Here is a 15,691-nt window from a genome sequence, read left to right as displayed (position 1 = left end):
CCCGTTCAGGCTTGCGACTGGTGGCTCGGCCCCACCCGCGCGAGCGAGCGGAGCCGGGACACCACCCCGCCACGGCGTGGCGGGGTCAGCGGCGGGCTCGCCGCACCCGATCCCGACCGGAGCCCGGCGACCAGGTCGGCGACCGCGGACGCGGCGTCGTACCGAGGTTGCCAGCCCAGCGCGATCTCCGCCAGGGTCGTGTCCGCGAGCGCGGCCCGGTCGGCGAGCTCGAGCCAGCCCGGGTGCAGCGGAAGCGCACCGCTCGCCCAGGCCGCCCGGACGGCCAGCCGCGCCAGCGGTTTCGGGACCGGCAGCCGGGTACCGCCGAGGACCGCGGCCAGCGCGTCGGCGTCGAGCACGTCGGGCGCGGCGAGGTTGACCGGGCCGGTGAAGCGGGCGTCGAGGATCAGCCGGACCGCCTCGGCGACGTCGGAGGTGTGCACGGCCTGCGCGCGCAGGTCCGTCCACAGCGGAACCGGCAGCGCGCGGCCGCCGACGAGCCGGGCGGGCACGACCGGGTCGAGCAGCCAGCGCGCGAACTCCCCGGCCGCGCGCCGGTGCAGGATCGCGCACGGCCGCAGCCGGGCCACCCCGACCTGCGGGTTCCGTTGTTCGAACCGGTCGAGCAGGGTCTCCAGCGCGGCCTTGCCCCGGCTGTAGGCGCTGTGCGCGATCCCGGTGCACGGCCGGTCCTCGGTCACGCGCTCCCAGCGCGGCGCGGGCCCGTAGGCGGCGACGGACGACGCGACGACCAGGTGCGGCACCCGGGCGGCCGCGGTCGCGGCCAGGACGTGCCGGGTGCCGTGGTCGTTGGTCCGCCACATCGGCGGATCGCCGCGCAGCGGCGAGATGGCCCAGGCGAGGTGGACGACGGCGTCGGCGCCCTCGAACAGCGCGGTCAGCTCCCGGTCCGCGCCGGGTTCGCCGACGTCGACGGCCCGCCAGCCCGCCCGGCGGTAGGGCTCGGCCGTCGTGTCGGGCAGCCGCCGGGCCAGGCCGACGACGTCGTGGCCGGGTTCGAGGGCGGCCAGCAGTGCCGTTCCGACGTTGCCGGTGGCCCCGGTGATCACGATCCGCACTCCCGGTGCGTACCCCGTCACGCGAAGGTGAAACTAGACCAGGTCGCGCGGAATCGTCCGGTGCCAGTTGCGGGAGACGATCCGCCGGGCGCCCTCGTAGCCGTCGAGCTGCGCGTCGATGACGAACTCGGTGTCCGTGCACGAGACCCGGGTGCGGGTCTCGCTGCGCGCCAGCCACTCGCCGCGGGCGAACGTGACCGACCACTCGGTCTCGGCGACCGGCGAGCAGAAGTCGTCGGCCTCCCAGCTGTAGCGCTCGCGGACGTCGCGGGTGACCTCGAGGTCGAGGTCGTCGAAGCGCACGGTGCCGGCGTTCTTGACGATGTCGAGCGCGGAGTGGTAGTCGACGAGGTCCCGCGAGACGGTCCAGCGCTGCTCCCCCGGCGTCAGCGCGGTGACCGGGATCGGCGGCGCGCCTTCGGGTTCGCCGAAGGGGTTGGCGGGCAGCTCGTCCGGTTCGGCGACCGGGCGCACCGGCAGCTCCAGCGCGCTGTGTCCGGTGTGGACGGACAGCAGCACCGGCATCGGCGGCGGCCACGCCAGCGGCCAGTACGAAGTGGACAGTGACAGCCGGATCCGGTGCCCGGCCGGGAAAGCCTGGGCCACGGCGTTCAGCTCGATCTCGACCGCGCAGCGCTCGCCGGGTTCCATCGGCGCCGGCTCGTCGTGGCCGTCCCGGTGGGTCAGGTTGAGCAGGCCGTAGGTGACGCGCGTGGCGCGCCCGTCCGGCGCGACGTCGGACAACCGGGCCGCGACCATCGCGACCGGCTGGTCGGCCGAGACCTCCAGGCGCACCTTCGGCGCGCCGAGGATCTCGCAGCGTTCGGTGAGCACGTCGGTGTCGAAGACCAGCGAGCCGCCGTCCTCCTCGCGCTGGTCGTAGGGCAGGTCGGGCGGGGCGCTGTAGGAGGCCCACTTGCCGGAGAACTGCCCGACCGAAAGGGGCGAGGACACCGTCAGCGCCTCGTCTTCGACGGTCTCTTCGGGGCGGGCGAGGCGGTGGCGCGCCAAGGGCAGCTCGGTCGGCTTGACGTGCGGCGACGGCCAGGTGGACTCCCCGACCCACCGGCCGGGCCGGTCCTCGTAGGACGTCGACGGCGGGACGCTCTCCTGCATCCACGTCCGCAGCATCGGCCCGTCCATGGCCTCGTTCTCCTCGCCACGCAGCCAGTGGTCCCACCACGTCACGACTTCCTGGAGGTAGCCGATGGCCGGGCCCGGCTCGCCCAGGTGCGGGTACTTGTGCGACCACGGCCCGATCAGCCCGCGCCGCGGCACGTCGAGGTGGGCGAGCAGCCGGATCACGGCGTTCGAGTAGCCGTCGGCCCAGCCGCTGGAGGCGAGCACCGGGACCTGGACGTCGGTGTAGTTCCCGCAGACCGACGCGTGCCGCCAGTAGTCGTCGCGGCGCTGGTGGGCGAGCCAGTTCTCGATCCACAGGCTGCAGTTCTCCAGCCGCTCGAGCCACATGTCGCGCCACCGCTCGCCGACGACCGCCGGGTCCGGGGGCAGCGTGGCGTAGGCGAACATGGTGCCCGACTCGGCGACGTTGTCCGAGAGCAGGCAGCCGCCCATGTAGTGCATGTCGTCGGCGAACCGGTCGTCGGTGAACGACGAGATCACGATCGCCCGCAGGCTCGGTGGCTTCCGCGCGGCGACCTGCAGGGCGGCGAACGCGCCCCACGAGATCCCCATCATGCCCGTGTCGCCGGTGCACCACGGCTGCGCGGCGATCCACTCCAGGACGTCCTCGGCGTCGAGCTGCTCGCGTTCGAGGTACTCGTCGGCCAGAACGCCCTCGGACTCGCCGGTGCCGCGGATGTCGACGCGCACGCAGGCGTACCCGTGCCCGGCGAGGTAGGGGTGGTGGATCGAGTCGCGCGGCGCGGTGAGGTCCCGCTTGCGGTAGGGGATGTATTCGAGGATCGCCGGCACCGGCTCGGTGTCCGACGCGACCGGCCGCCAGATGCGGGCGGACAGCACGGTCCCGTCGGACGCCGGGATCCGGACGTGGTCCTCGACGGTGATTTCGTACGGCAGCGAGGTGACGGCTCGCAAGAGTCAGTTCCCTCCCGGGTTACTTGGCGGGCTGCAGCAGGATCTTCTGGGCGCCCTCGAGCTTCTTCTGGAAGATCTCGTACGCGCGGGGCGCGTCGGCCAGCGGCAGCTTGTGCGTGGCGAAGCCTTCGACGCCGAGCGGGTCGCCGTCGCCGGTGAGCACCGGCATGATGTCGTCGAGCCAGTGCCGGACGTTGGCCTGGCCCATCCGCAGCTGGATCTGCTTGTCGAAGAGCTCCATCATCGGCATCGGGTCGACCATGCCGCCGTAGACGCCGGACAGCGAGATCGTGCCGCCGCGGCGGACGCTGTCGATCGCCGCGTACAGCACGCTCAGGCGGTCGATGCCGGCCTTCTCGGTGATCTTCTCGCCCAGCGGCTGCGGCAGCAGCCCGACGAGAGTGTGCGCCAGCTTGCCGGCCGGGGCACCGTGCGCTTCCATGCCGACGGCGTCGATGACCGAGTCCGCGCCGCGGCCGTGCGTGAGCTGGCGGATGGCGTCGCCGATGTCCTTGTGGTCGCGTGTGTCGAGCGTGGTGGCGCCGTGTTCGCGGGCCCGGGCGAGCCGCTCGGGCACGAGGTCGACGCCGATCACCTGGGCGGCGCCGCGGTGCCGGGCGATCCGGCAGCACATCTGCCCGATCGGCCCGAGCCCGAAGACGACGACCGTGCCGTCCTTCGGGACGTTCGCGTACTCGACGGCCTGCCACGAGGTCGGCACGACGTCGGAGAGGTAGACGAACCGCTCGTCCGGCGGGCCATCCGGGACCTTGATCGGGCCGTACTGGGCCTGCGGCACGCGCAGGTACTCGGCCTGGCCGCCGGGGACCTGGCCGTAGAGCTTGGTGTAGCCGAGCAGCGCGGCGCCCTTGCCCTGCTCCTTCACCTGGGTGGTCTCGCACTGCGACTGCAGGCCCCGCTCGCACATCCAGCAGTGGCCGCAGGAGATGTTGAAGGGGATCACCACGCGGTCGCCGGGCTTGAGGTCCGGGACGGCGGGCCCGACCTCTTCGACGACACCCATCGGCTCGTGGCCGAGGATGTCGCCTTCGGTCATGAACGGTCCCAGCACCTCGTACAGGTGCAGGTCGGAGCCGCAGATCCCGGTCGAGGTCACGCGGATGACCGCGTCGGTGGACTCCTCGATCTTGGGGTCCGGCACCTCCTCGACGCGGACGTCGCGCTTGCCGTGCCAGGTCACTGCCTTCATGGCTCTCCCTTTCCGCGTGCGGGTCTCGGGATCCGGTTTCCCACGTCGGCGAGCAGCAAACGCGGCTCAGGTGAGCGCGTCGGCCACCAGGTACACCGCCGCCGCGACCGCCGCCGCGGCCGGGAACGTCAGGACCCAGCCCAGGATGATGTCGCGCGCGATGCCCCACCGCACCGCCGACAGCCGCCGCGTGGCGCCCACGCCCATGATCGCCGCCGTGATCACGTGGGTCGTCGAGATCGGGGCCTTGACCGCGAACGCCGTCACGTACAGCACCGACGACGCCACCGACTCGGCGACGAAACCGTGCGGCGGGTCCAGGGGGAACACCCGCCGCCCCAGGGTGCGCATGATGCGGAGACCGCCCGAATAGGTGCCCAGCGACAAGGCCGCCGCGCACAGCAGGGTCACCCATACGGGCACCTCGAACGTCGACTGCTCCCCCGCCGCCACCAGCGCCAGGACGATCACGCCCATGCCCTTCTGCGCGTCCTGCAGGCCGTGGCCGAGGGCGAGCGCCGACGCCGAAAGGATCTGGAACCGGCGGAACACCCGGCCGCTGCGGTGCGGGTTCGCCCGGCGCAGCAGCCACAGGGCCGCGACCATCGCGAAGTAGCCCAGGCCCAGCCCGAGCAGCGGGGACAGGACCATCGGGATCAGGACCTTCTCCCCGATCCCGGCCCAGTGCACGGTGCTCGCGGCGGCCAGCGCCGCGCCGACCATCCCGCCGATCAGCGAGTGCGAGGACGACGACGGGAGCCCGAAGTACCAGGTGATCAGGTTCCAGGTGATCGCCCCGGCGAGCGCGGCGAACACGACCGTGAGCGCGTCCGGGCCGGCCGGGACGTCGATGATGCCCTTGGCCACCGTCGCAGCGATGCCGGTGGACAGCAGCGCGCCCGCCAGGTTCATCACCGCCGCCAGCAGCAGCGCCGCGCGCAGGGTCAGCGCCCGCGTCGACACCGCGCTCGCGATCGCGTTCGCCGCGTCGTGGAACCCGTTGGTGTAGTCGAAGAAGAGCGTCAGGACGATGACGACGACCAGGGCGGCGGTGCCCGTCACTCAGGACTCCTTGACGGCGATGGTCTGCACCACGTCCGCGACGTGCTCGAAGGCGTCGGCCGCCAGCTCGAACTGCTCGACGACCTCCTTGGTCTTCAGCACCTCGAGGGCGTCCCCGCCGGGCTCGAACAGGTGGGCCAGGATCCGCCGGTAGATCCGGTCGGCCTCGTTCTCCAGCTCGTTGATCTCGATCCAGTACGGCTCGAGCTCCCCGACCTTGGCCAGCCCCGGCATCGACTCCGCGGTCAGCTCCGCGGCCCGGCAGAGCACCCGGACCAGGACGTCGGTGCCCGGCGGGAACGCTTCGAGCCGGTACAGCACGGCGAGGTCGGCCGCGGTGTCCATGAAGTCGAGCACGTCGTCGATCTTCCCGGCCAGCGCCTGGATGTCCTCGCGGTCGAACGGCGTCACGAACGAGCTGTTCAGCTCCACCATGATCGTGTGCATCAGCTCGTCGCCGTGGTGCTCGACCTCGTGCAGGCGCTTCGCGAGCGGCTCGCGCTCGGCGGGCTCGGCGGCGATGAGCTCGCGCAGCACCGCGGTGGCGGTCACCAGGTTTCTCGCCATGTCGGTGAGCAGTTCGAAGAACCGCGTACCCCGGGGGGTGAACCGCATGGATGGCCGTCCCTTCGTCGACGCAAGCGCCGTGAGCCGGGTACCCCGTGTCGAGGCACGTTTAACAGGCTGTCTCCGGGAAACCAGAAGGTCATGACCGATCCCGGCTCCCGGCGCCTGAGAGTACTGCTCTGGCACGTGCACGGCTCGTGGACCGACGCCTTCGTCCGCGGCCGCCACGACTACTTGCTGCCCGTCTCCCCCGAAGGGCCCCCGTGGGGGCTCGGCAAGGCCGGCCGGAACTGGCCGTCGGTGACCGAAGTGCCACTCGACCGGCTGGCCGAAGCCGAGCCCGACGTCGTCGTGCTGCAACGCCCGGAGGAGCTCGACCTGGTCGCGCACCTGGGCGTGCCGTCCGTCTACGTGGAACACAACGCGCCCCGGCCGTACGCCGCGTCGAGCGAACACCCCCTCGCCGGGCGCTCCGACATCACCGTCGCGCACGTGACGCACTTCAACCAGGCGATGTGGGACTGCGGCCGCGCGCCGACGACGGTCGTCCCGCACGGCATCCCCGACCCGGGCGCGCGCTACACCGGCGAGCTGGCCGCGGGCGTGTCGATGATCAACGAGCCGGTGCGCCGGCGCCGCGTCACCGGCGCCGACCTCCTCGACACGCTCGCCGAGGCCGCCCCGGTCGACCTGTTCGGCATCGGGAGCGAAGAGGTCGGCGGCCACGGCGACGTCCCGGCGCCGGCGCTGCACGACGAGATCGCCCGCCGCCGCGTCTACCTGCACACCGCCCGCTGGACCTCGCTCGGACTGTCCCTCCTGGAGGCGATGCACCTGGCGATGCCGGTCGTCGTCTTCGCCGCCACCGAGGCGATCGAGGCGGTGCCGCCCGACGCGGGCGTGCTCTCGACCGACATCTCCGTGCTGGCACGGGGCTTCCGCGAACTGGTGCACGAACCCGACTTCGCCGCCCTCGCCGGCAAGAACGCACGCGAACACGCCCTGAAAAAACACGGGCTGGACGCCTTCCTCACCACCTGGGACCGCCTCCTCGCCGAGACGGTCCGCTGAACCTCGAAGGGACCACCCGATGAAGATCGCGATGGTGTCCGAGCACGCCAACCCGTTGGCAGCACTGGGCGAAGCCGACGCCGGCGGACAGAACGTGCACGTCGCCGAGCTGTCGGCCGCCCTCACGCGCAGCGGCCACGACGTCACCGTCTACACGCGCCGGGAAAGCCGCGACGAACCGGCCGAGGTCGAGACGTCGCAAGGGTTCCGCGTGGTCCACGTGCCCGCCGGGCCGCCGCGCAAGGAGCCGAAGGACCGCCTCCTGCCGTACATGGGCGAGTTCGGCAGCGTCCTGCGCGACCGGTGGTCGGCCGACCGGCCGGACCTGGCGCACGCGCACTTCTGGATGTCCGGCCTCGCGACCGCCCTCGCGGCGAGCGCGACCGGGACCCCGGTCGCGCAGACCTTCCACGCCCTCGGCGTCGTCAAGAAGCGCTACCAAGGCGCCCAGGACACCAGCCCGGCCGACCGGGTCCGGCTGGAGCGGATCATCGGCCGGCAGGCCGGCCGGGTGATCGCCACCTGCTCCGACGAGGTGTTCGAGCTGTCGCGCCTCGGCGTGCCGCGGTCACGGATTTCGATCGTGCCCTGCGGCGTGGACCTCGGCCGGTTCAGCCCCGACGGCCCCGTGGCGCGGCGCCGGGAGCGCCACCGCCTGGTGACCGTGGGCCGGCTGGTGCCGCGCAAGGGGTTCGACATCGCGATCACCGCGCTCGCCCAGCTGCCGGACACCGAACTGGTGATCGCGGGCGGCCCCGAGCGGGGCCGGCTGTCGCAGGACCCCGAGGCGAAGCGGCTGCGCGAGCTGGCCGAGCGGCTGGGCGTCGGCGACCGCGTCCGGTGGGCCGGCCAGGTGTCCCGTGAGGACATGCCGGCCCTGCTGCGCTCGGCCGACGCCGTCGTGTGCACGCCCTGGTACGAGCCGTTCGGGATCGTGCCCCTCGAGGCGATGGCCTGCGGGGTCCCGGTCGTCGCGGCCGCGGTGGGCGGGCTGACCGACACCGTCGTCGACGGCGTCACGGGCCTGCTCGTCCGCCCGCAGCAGCCGCGGGAGCTCGCGTCCCGGATCCGGCGGCTCCTCGACGACCCGGCGCTGCGCCACGCGTACGGCACCGCGGGTCACGACCGCGCGACGGCCCGCTACTCGTGGGACCGCGTCGCCGCCGACACGCTGCGGGCGTACCGCAAGCTGGTGCCGGAAACCGCGGTCACGGCCGAGGCCCGCTGACCGGGCAAAGCCTCTGAAGGCCACCATGAGGGCACCTGGTTCCCTCATGGTGGCCTTCGGAGCGTTCAGCCCACGTAGCGGCGGGCCTTCGAGTTCCGCTGGGGTTCTTCCAGCAGGCGCAGACCGTGCTCGACGTGCGGCGGGACCACCCGGCGGTCCGCGAGCACCCACGGCAGGCCGCGCACGACGTCGACGAGCGCCGCCGCCGTGGCCAGGTCGGCGGGCGCGGACCGCAGCACCTCTCGGCCGCGGCGGAAGACCGCCGGCCACGGGCGGCGCAGCAGGAGCGTCCACAGGGTGTTGCGGATGCCGAGGCGACGGCGGTGGCGGGGATCGCGCAGCTTCGACGGCGCGTGGTGGATCACCACGTCCTCCGCCCAGCACATCCACCAGCCTCGCGCGGCGAGGTCGAGGGCGAAGAGCTCCTCCTCGCCGCCGAGCCACATCCGCGTCGAGAAGCCGCCGACCTCCCGGAACGCGCTCACGCGCACCGCGGTCAACCCGGCCATGATGCCCAGCAGCGCCGGTCCGGGCAGCCACGACGGACCCGGCACCGGCGACTCGCGCAGCTCCGGCGTGATCGGGTCCTCGGCCAGGCCGGGTTCGACCAGGCACCGCCCGGTCACCGAGCCGAGGCCGGGGTGGGCGTCCAGGAGGTCCGCCGCCCGGGTCAGCGCGCCCGGCTGCCAGGTGGTGTCGTCGTCGCAGAACGCGACGTACGGCGTGGTCACCTCTTCGACGGCGACGTTGCGCGCCACCGCGCCGAGGTTCTCCGCCAGCCGGAACAGCCGGACGCCGGGGAACTCGCGGGCGACCATGTCGGCGGAGCCGTCCGCGGACCCGTTGTCCGCGACGAAGATCGGCGGGTCGTCCGGCAGCGACGTCATGTGTGCCAGGGTTTCCCGCAGCTGCTCACGCCGGTTGCAGGTGATGATCACGACCGAGATGCGCGCCATTCGGCGGTCCTTTCCAGTGTCCGGGCCTGGTCTTCGACGTGGTCGGGCAGCACGCGGCGGGAGCTCAGCGCCCGCGGCAGCCGGGGCACCGCGCCGAGCACGGCCCGGGGTGCGGTGACGAGCGTCCGGGCGACCTCGCGGCGGCAGATGCGCGGCGGGCGCCGCAGCACGGCGATGAGCAGCCGGTTGCGCAGTTCGGCCCGGCGGCGCCACGACGACGGCGGCCGCGACCGCGACGGGTGGTGGTGGGCGCGCAGGTGGCCGACGTAGCAGACGTCCCAGCCGCGCGCGGCCAGGTCGTAGGCCAGCAGTTGCTCTTCCGCGCCGAAGTGCAGCAGCGGGCTGAAGCCGCCCACCTGCAGGTACGCCGTGCGGCGGACGATCGCCGAGCAGGCGAGGAAGCCCAGCACCAGCGGCCCGGGCGCGCCGTCGGGGTGGCCCAGCGGGCTGCGTTCCATTTCGGGCGTCACGGGATCGTCCCGGCATTCCGGGCCGACGAGGGTGCGCGCGGCGAGGAGGCCGGTCCGCGGGTGCTCGTCGAAGATCCGTTCCGCTTCGGACAGCGCGTCCGGCGCCCACCACGAGTCGTCGTCGCTGAAGGCGACGTACGGCGTGTCGGCCACGATGACGCCGAGCGTGCGGGCGGCAGCGCCGAGGTTCTGCGGCAGCCGGATCACCCGCACGTTCCGGTACCGGCCGGCGACCTCGGCCGTGTCGTCCTCGGAAGCGTTGTCCAGCACCACGACCGGCGGCCGGGGCTCCAAAGAGGACAGCTGTGCGAGGGTGCGCGCCAGCTCCCCGGCCCGGTTGCGCGTGGCGATGACGACAGTCGTGCGCGCGCTCACCGCGACTCCGCCAGCTCGTCCACCAGCCCGGAGAGGGACGGCGTCGGCGGTGGCACCACCGTCGTGGCGAGGCACCACTTCAGGCGGGCGTCGAGCAGGGCGGTGTCCCGGACGTCCTCGGCCGCCACGACCGGCCAGCCGAGCGCCTTCGCCTGCGCGGTCACCTTCCCGCCGCCGGCCACCGGGTCGACGGCGACGACCGGGACCCCGGCCTTCAGCCCGAGCACCAGGCCGTGCAGCCGCGTGGTGACCACGGCGTCCATTTTGGACACCAGGGAGACGAACTGGTCCGGCGTGGCGCACCGCTGCCAGTCCTCGTGCGCCAGCCGCGTGTCCACGGGCACCCGCGCGCAGTCGAGGCCGGCGACCCAGGCGGTCAGCGCCTCGTGGACTTCGCCGTGCCGCCCCGCGCCGCCGTACTCCGGCTGGTGCGGCGCCAGGACCACGCCGAGCACCGGTGTCTTCGAGACCGGCGCGGCCAGGGAGAGGTCCGGGGTGACGCCGTCGTCACGCGGGAAGACCCGGTGGAACCCGGTCACGGCGGGGTCTTCCGGGTCGGGCACGCTGACCCCGGCCGCGATCCGGCGGCAGGCCGCGTACCGCTCGTGCAGCGAACGCACCTGCGGCCCGTGCACCGGGCCGCAGGCGAACACCACGTGGGTGTAGTCCTCGGGTGGTGCATCGGGCAGGTGCCGGGCGCCGGGGCGGAAGCCGGGGCTCCACGCGACGTCGTGGTCGATCCCCGCCTCGGTCAGCGCGGCTCCCACCGCGCTCAGGCTGAGGACGTCCCCCGCGGTCGCTTCGCCGTGCAGGAAACTGGCCCATCCGGTGAGCAGAACTCGCATGCGCCACCGGGTACCCGGGTGACGGAGCCTAAACGAGTTTGCAGGCACCGGGGACGGGTAGCCGGATCGGCATGACGAATCCGGGAGTGACCAGGCGGTTCGAGCGTGCGGTGGTGACCGGGGGTGCCGGCTTCGTCGGCGCGCACCTGTGCGAGCTGCTGCTCCGAGAGGGCCTCGAAGTGATCGCCGTGGACAACCTCGTGACGTCCTCGGCGGACACCCTCGACGACCTGCGCCGCCACGAGCGGTTCCGGTTCGTGCGCCACGACGTCACACAGCCGATGCCGCTGAACTGCCGGGCCGACGTCGTGTTCCACCTGGCCTCGGCCGCGTCGCCCCGCGACTACCTGGCCCTGCCGCTGGAAACCCTGCGCGCCGGCTCGTACGGCACCGAGCACGCGCTCGACCTCGCCCACCGCGACGGTGCGCGGTTCGTCCTCGCGTCCACCAGCGAGGTGTACGGCGACCCGCTGGAACACCCGCAGCGCGAAGAGTACTGGGGCAACGTCAACCCGATCGGGCCGCGCAGCGTCTACGACGAAGCCAAGCGCTACGCCGAAGCACTCACCTCTGCCTACCGCCGCGAACACGGCGTCGACACCGGGATCGCGCGGATCTTCAACACCTACGGTCCCGGCATGCGCGCCCACGACGGCCGGATGATCCCGGCGTTCCTCGACCAGGCCCTCAAGGGCGAATCCATCACGGTCACCGGGACCGGCGAGCAGACCCGGTCCATCTGCTACGTCGAAGACACCGTCCGCGGCCTCCTGGACCTCGCGCGGTCTGACCATCCCGGTCCGGTCAACATCGGCAACCCGCACGAGCTGACGGTCCGTCAGGTCGCCGAACGGATCAAGGCGATCACCGGGTCCGGTTCGCCCATCGAGCAGATCGACGCCGTCGTCGACGACCCCCAGCGCCGCTGCCCCGACATCTCCCTCGCACGCGACGTCCTGGGATGGGAACCGAAGGTCGACGCCGACGACGGTCTTCGTCGCACAGCGGCGTGGTTCCGGCGGGCGCCGTCGCGCTGAGTAGCGACGCCCAGGGCTTTTGCCGTCAATCGTTTATGAGTGACTTCACCGGGTAGCGCTATAGACGAGAGCGGACGGCAGGAGGTCCGCACCGGAACGCCAGAGGCAGGTCGATGCGCATACTCGGGATCAACGCCGTTTTTCACGACCCGGCCGCGGCTTTGGTCGTGGACGGCGAAATCGTCGCCGCGGCCGAAGAGGAACGCTTCAGCCGCCGCAAGCACGGCAAGCAGGCCGTCCCGTTCTCCACTTGGGAGCAGCCGGCCCAGGCCGCGGCCTGGTGCCTCGAACAGGCCGGGCTGACCGCGAAGGACCTCGACGCCGTCGGTTACTCCTACGACCCCGCACTGGTCGAACCCGGTCTGGCCGGCCACGACCCGAGCGGTGAGGAACTGCGGACCGAGTTCGCGAAACGGGCCCCGCTGTTCCTCAAGTCCGCTCTGCCCGGTTTGGACCCCGGCATCGTCCGGTTCGTCCGCCACCACGTCGCGCACGCCGCGTCGGCCGCGCTCGCCGCGCCGTTCGGGGACTGCGCCGTGCTCGTCGCCGACGGCCGCGGTGAGAGCACGTCCTACCTGGCCGGTGAGTACCGCGACGGCCGGTTCAAGGAGCTGGCGGCGCAACGGCTTCCGCATTCGCTCGGCCTGCTCTACGAAGACCTGACCGAGCACCTCGGCTTCGCCCGCTCCAGCGACGAGTACAAGGTGATGGCGCTGGCCTCCTACGGCAAGCCCGAGTACCTCGACGCACTCTGCGAACACGTGCACGTCACCGGCGACGGCGGCTTCCGCGCCGCCGGCGTCGACCTGGCCGCACTGGCGCCGCGCCGAGAAGCCGGCGAAGAGCTCACCCGCCGGCACGCCGATCTCGCCGCGAGTGTCCAGAAAGTCCTCGAGGACATCCTGCTGGAGCTCACGGACTGGCTGCACGACCGCACCGGCCAGCGCGATCTGGCGCTGGCGGGCGGGATCGCGCTCAACTGCGTCGCCAACACCCGCCTGCACGCCGAAGGCCCGTTCGACCGGATCTGGGTGCAGCCCGCGGCGGGCGACGCGGGTACCGCACTGGGCGCGGCCCTGCAGCTCGCCGCCGACGCGGGCGAGCGCGGCGCACCCATGGGCGACGCCGGCCTCGGTCGCGGGTGGACCGACGAAGAACTCGAAGAGATCCTCGTCAAGGCGAAGCTGCCCTACGAGCGTCCCGCCGACGTCGCCGAGACCGTGGCCGAGGCACTGGCGAACGACGAGGTCGTCGCCTGGTTCCAGGGCCGGGCCGAGTTCGGGCCACGCGCGCTGGGGCACCGGTCGCTCCTGGCTCACCCGGGCCGCAAGGCGAACCTGGAGCGGCTCAACGACGTCAAGGGCCGCGAGCAGTTCCGCCCGGTGGCGCCGATGGTGCGGGCCGAACGGGCGGCGGACATCTTCACCCGCGGCCCGCTTCCCAGCCCCTACATGCTTTTCGTGCACGACGTCGCCGACGGCTGGCGCGACCGCATCCCGGCCGTCACGCACGTCGACGGCACCGCCCGGGTCCAGACCGTCGAAGAGCGCGAAAACCCCGTGCTCGCCCGGATGCTCGCCGGGTTCGAACGGCGCACCGGCCTGCCGGTCGTGATCAACACCAGCCTCAACACCGCGGGACGGCCGATGGTCGACTCGCCGCGCGACGCGCTGGAGTGCTTCGGCTCCGCGCCCGTCGACCTGCTCGCGCTGGGGCCGTTCGTGCTCCGGCGTCCTCGTGCGACACGAACCGGCGCGGCGTCGCCGGAGGAAAAGGAGGTGCCGTGATGGAAGACCATCTCGCCGCGCTGGCGGAAGCCGCCCGCCGGACCAGCGAATCCGCCCCCAAGATAACCGCGTGGGGCCGGCACCTCGCCGGCGTGTTCGAGGCCGGCGGCCGGCTGCTCGCCTGCGGCAACGGCGGCAGCGCGGCCGAAGCCCAGCACCTGACCGGCGAGCTCGTCGGCCGGTTCCGCCACGAACGGCGGCCGCTCTCGGCGATCGCGCTGCACGCGGACACGTCCGCGACCACGGCCATCGTCAACGACTACGGCGACCATGAGGTCTTCGCCCGCCAGGTGCACGCCCACGGTCGCCCGGGCGACGTCCTCGTCTGCCTCTCCACCAGCGGCAGCAGCCAGAACGTCGTCGCCGCGGCGAAGGCCGCGCACGAACTGGGCGTCACGACGTGGGCCTTGACCGGCCCCGCGCCGAACCCCCTCGCCGCGTTGTGCGACGACGCCGTGACGGTCGAAGCGCCGACCGTCGCGACCGTGCAGGAGATGCACCTGGCGCTGGTGCACGGATTGTGCGCGGCGCTCGACGACGCGCTCGGGGTGACGGCGTGAAGCCGCTGGTCGTCCTGGGCGACACGCTGCTCGACGTCGACGCCGAAGGCACCGCCGACCGGTTGTGCCCGGAGGCGCCGGTGCCGGTGGTCGACCTGACCGCGCGCCGCCGCCGCCCGGGTGGCGCCGGGCTCGCGGCCCTGCTGGCCGCGCGGTCCGCGGCCGAGGTCGTGCTGGTCACGCCGCTGGGGGACGACGAAGGCGGGCACGCGCTCACCGGCCTGCTCGAACCGGACGTCACCGTGCTGCCGCTGCCGCTGCGCGGCACGACGGTGTGCAAGACCCGGGTCCGCGCCGGCGGGCAGTCGTTGCTGCGCCTGGACTCCGGCGACGGCACGGCCACCGCCGACCCGCCACCGGACCGGGTGCGCGAGGTCCTGGCGGGCGCCGGCGCGATCCTCGTCGCCGACTACGGCCGCGGCGTGACGCGCAACCCGCACCTGCGGCGGCTCCTGCGCGAACTGTCCGAGGAGATCCCGGTGGTCTGGGACCCGCACCCGCGCGGCGCCCAGCCGGTGCCGGGCACCCGGCTGGTCACCCCGAACCTCGCCGAAGCGCGCACCGTGCTCGCCGGGCACGAGGAACCGGCCGAGCTGGCCAAGCTGCTGCGCGGGCACTGGCTCGCCGGCGCGGTCGCCGTCACCGTCGGCGCCCGCGGTGCCGTGCTCGCCGACGGGCTCGGCGAAACGGCCGTGCCGGTTCCGTCCGCGGCGCGGGCGCCGGGGCACTCCGCACCGGACACGTGCGGTGCGGGCGACCGGTTCGCCGCCGCGGCCACGGCGGCCCTGCTCGACGGCGCGGACACGACCGAGGCCGTCGCGACGGCGGTCGAGGCGGCCGCGCGGTTCGTCGCCGACGGCGGGGCCACGGCACTGTCCACGAACGACGGTCCGGTGGCGGACCCGCAGCCGGCCACGGACGCCTTCGGCCTCGCCGAGCGCGTCCGGGAGCGCGGGGGCCGCCTGATCGCCACCGGCGGCTGCTTCGACCTGCTGCACCCCGGCCACGTGAGCCTGCTACGGCAGGCGCGCGCCCTGGGTGACGCGCTCGTCGTCTGCCTGAACTCCGACGCGTCGGTGCGGGCCCTCAAGGGTCCCGGCCGCCCGCTGGTGCGGGACCGCGACCGGGCCCGGCTCCTGACGGCCCTGTCCTTTGTGGACGCCGTCGCCGTGTTCGACGAGGCATCCCCCGCCGCCGTGCTGGAGCGGCTGCGCCCGGACGTGTGGGTCAAGGGCGGTGACTACGCGCAGGCGGATCTCCCCGAACGTCAAGTCGTCGAGCGGCACGGCGGTGAGGTCGTGCTCGTCCCGACCGTCCCGGGCTACTCGACGTCCCGGCTGGTCGCCGCCGCGGCCGGCGCCTGAAACCCCCGACTTCCCAAGGAGT

At 73.2% G+C, this 15,691-nt stretch carries 14 protein-coding genes; 6 read left to right on the top strand and 8 right to left on the bottom strand.

Annotation, left to right across the window (positions count from 1 at the left end; translation table 11 throughout):
• Positions 1–5 precede the first annotated feature (5 nt).
• The 5 genes from ACZ4TR_RS47545 to ACZ4TR_RS47525 all read right to left on the bottom strand — a co-directional run bounded on the left by ACZ4TR_RS47545 (position 6) and on the right by ACZ4TR_RS47525 (position 6,024).
• Positions 6–1,079 (bottom strand): NAD-dependent epimerase/dehydratase family protein, encoded by a 1,074-nt coding sequence (locus tag ACZ4TR_RS47545; protein WP_465295650.1) that lies wholly within the window; start codon positions 1,077–1,079, stop codon positions 6–8.
• 33 nt (positions 1,080–1,112) lie between these two features.
• Positions 1,113–3,137 carry a CocE/NonD family hydrolase gene (locus tag ACZ4TR_RS47540; protein WP_465295595.1) on the bottom strand — a complete coding sequence of 675 codons (2,025 nt, stop codon included), beginning with the start codon at positions 3,135–3,137 and terminating at the stop codon, positions 1,113–1,115.
• 19 nt (positions 3,138–3,156) lie between these two features.
• Positions 3,157–4,347: a zinc-dependent alcohol dehydrogenase gene (locus ACZ4TR_RS47535; RefSeq protein WP_465295593.1), complete on the bottom strand. Its 1,191-nt coding sequence runs from the start codon at positions 4,345–4,347 to the stop codon at positions 3,157–3,159.
• 66 nt (positions 4,348–4,413) lie between these two features.
• Complete coding sequence (locus tag ACZ4TR_RS47530; protein WP_465295591.1) at positions 4,414–5,409, bottom strand: inorganic phosphate transporter; 996 nt, start codon at positions 5,407–5,409, stop codon at positions 4,414–4,416.
• Complete coding sequence (locus ACZ4TR_RS47525) at positions 5,410–6,024, bottom strand: DUF47 domain-containing protein (RefSeq protein WP_465295589.1); 615 nt, start codon at positions 6,022–6,024, stop codon at positions 5,410–5,412. It lies immediately after the preceding gene.
• 93 nt (positions 6,025–6,117) lie between these two features.
• On the opposite strand from ACZ4TR_RS47525, the gene ACZ4TR_RS47520 reads away from it, so the two are divergent.
• On the top strand, positions 6,118–7,047 hold the full coding sequence (locus ACZ4TR_RS47520; protein WP_465295587.1) for a glycosyltransferase: 930 nt from the start codon (positions 6,118–6,120) through the stop codon (positions 7,045–7,047).
• Positions 7,048–7,066: 19 nt separating this feature from the next.
• The gene (locus ACZ4TR_RS47515; protein WP_465295585.1) at positions 7,067–8,275 is read left to right on the top strand and encodes a glycosyltransferase; all 1,209 of its coding nucleotides are present in this window, start codon (positions 7,067–7,069) and stop codon (positions 8,273–8,275) included.
• A gap of 65 nt (positions 8,276–8,340) precedes the next feature.
• Here the strand turns inward: ACZ4TR_RS47515 and ACZ4TR_RS47510 are convergent, their stop codons facing one another.
• From ACZ4TR_RS47510 to ACZ4TR_RS47500, 3 genes are read right to left on the bottom strand one after another with little or no spacing between them, the layout of a single operon-like run.
• A complete protein-coding gene (locus tag ACZ4TR_RS47510; protein WP_465295583.1) occupies positions 8,341–9,231 on the bottom strand; it encodes a glycosyltransferase family 2 protein in 891 nt (296 codons plus the stop codon).
• Entirely contained in the window at positions 9,210–10,076 is an 867-nt protein-coding gene (locus ACZ4TR_RS47505) for a glycosyltransferase family 2 protein (protein WP_465295581.1), read from the bottom strand. Before ACZ4TR_RS47505 ends, ACZ4TR_RS47510 begins: the two co-directional genes overlap by 22 nt.
• On the bottom strand, positions 10,073–10,921 hold the full coding sequence (locus tag ACZ4TR_RS47500; RefSeq protein WP_465295579.1) for a polysaccharide pyruvyl transferase family protein: 849 nt from the start codon (positions 10,919–10,921) through the stop codon (positions 10,073–10,075). The genes ACZ4TR_RS47505 and ACZ4TR_RS47500 overlap by 4 nt, the downstream gene beginning before the upstream one ends.
• Before the next feature lie 71 nt (positions 10,922–10,992).
• On the opposite strand from ACZ4TR_RS47500, the gene ACZ4TR_RS47495 reads away from it, so the two are divergent.
• From ACZ4TR_RS47495 to ACZ4TR_RS47480, 4 genes are all read left to right on the top strand, one after another.
• A complete protein-coding gene (locus ACZ4TR_RS47495; protein WP_465295577.1) occupies positions 10,993–11,958 on the top strand; it encodes a UDP-glucuronic acid decarboxylase family protein in 966 nt (321 codons plus the stop codon).
• 113 nt (positions 11,959–12,071) lie between these two features.
• Complete coding sequence (locus ACZ4TR_RS47490) at positions 12,072–13,745, top strand: carbamoyltransferase family protein (protein WP_465295575.1); 1,674 nt, start codon at positions 12,072–12,074, stop codon at positions 13,743–13,745.
• Positions 13,745–14,305, top strand: coding sequence for a D-sedoheptulose-7-phosphate isomerase (locus ACZ4TR_RS47485; protein ID WP_465295648.1), 561 nt, complete (start codon positions 13,745–13,747; stop codon positions 14,303–14,305). The genes ACZ4TR_RS47490 and ACZ4TR_RS47485 overlap by 1 nt, the downstream gene beginning before the upstream one ends.
• The gene (locus tag ACZ4TR_RS47480; RefSeq protein ID WP_465295573.1) at positions 14,302–15,669 is read left to right on the top strand and encodes a PfkB family carbohydrate kinase; all 1,368 of its coding nucleotides are present in this window, start codon (positions 14,302–14,304) and stop codon (positions 15,667–15,669) included. The genes ACZ4TR_RS47485 and ACZ4TR_RS47480 overlap by 4 nt, the downstream gene beginning before the upstream one ends.
• The last annotated feature ends 22 nt before the right edge of the window (positions 15,670–15,691 follow it).

This window comes from Amycolatopsis sp. NPDC028719, from assembly GCF_055565395.1.
The sequence above is the reverse complement of the archived record's forward strand: the minus strand, read 5'-3'. Positions and strand labels throughout refer to the sequence as shown.

Bases quoted from the DNA above. Each gene is read 5' to 3' on its own strand.
- ACZ4TR_RS47535 (WP_465295593.1), bottom strand. From the start codon at position 4,347: ATGAAGGCAGTGACCTGGCACGGCAAGCGCGACGTCCGCGTCGAGGAG.
- ACZ4TR_RS47525 (WP_465295589.1), bottom strand. From the start codon at position 6,024: ATGCGGTTCACCCCCCGGGGTACGCGGTTCTTCGAACTGCTCACCGAC.
- ACZ4TR_RS47520 (WP_465295587.1), top strand. From the start codon at position 6,118: ATGACCGATCCCGGCTCCCGGCGCCTGAGAGTACTGCTCTGGCACGTG.
- ACZ4TR_RS47515 (WP_465295585.1), top strand. From the start codon at position 7,067: ATGAAGATCGCGATGGTGTCCGAGCACGCCAACCCGTTGGCAGCACTG.
- ACZ4TR_RS47510 (WP_465295583.1), bottom strand. From the start codon at position 9,231: ATGGCGCGCATCTCGGTCGTGATCATCACCTGCAACCGGCGTGAGCAG.
- ACZ4TR_RS47500 (WP_465295579.1), bottom strand. From the start codon at position 10,921: ATGCGAGTTCTGCTCACCGGATGGGCCAGTTTCCTGCACGGCGAAGCG.
- ACZ4TR_RS47495 (WP_465295577.1), top strand. From the start codon at position 10,993: ATGACGAATCCGGGAGTGACCAGGCGGTTCGAGCGTGCGGTGGTGACC.
- ACZ4TR_RS47490 (WP_465295575.1), top strand. From the start codon at position 12,072: ATGCGCATACTCGGGATCAACGCCGTTTTTCACGACCCGGCCGCGGCT.
- ACZ4TR_RS47485 (WP_465295648.1), top strand. From the start codon at position 13,745: ATGGAAGACCATCTCGCCGCGCTGGCGGAAGCCGCCCGCCGGACCAGC.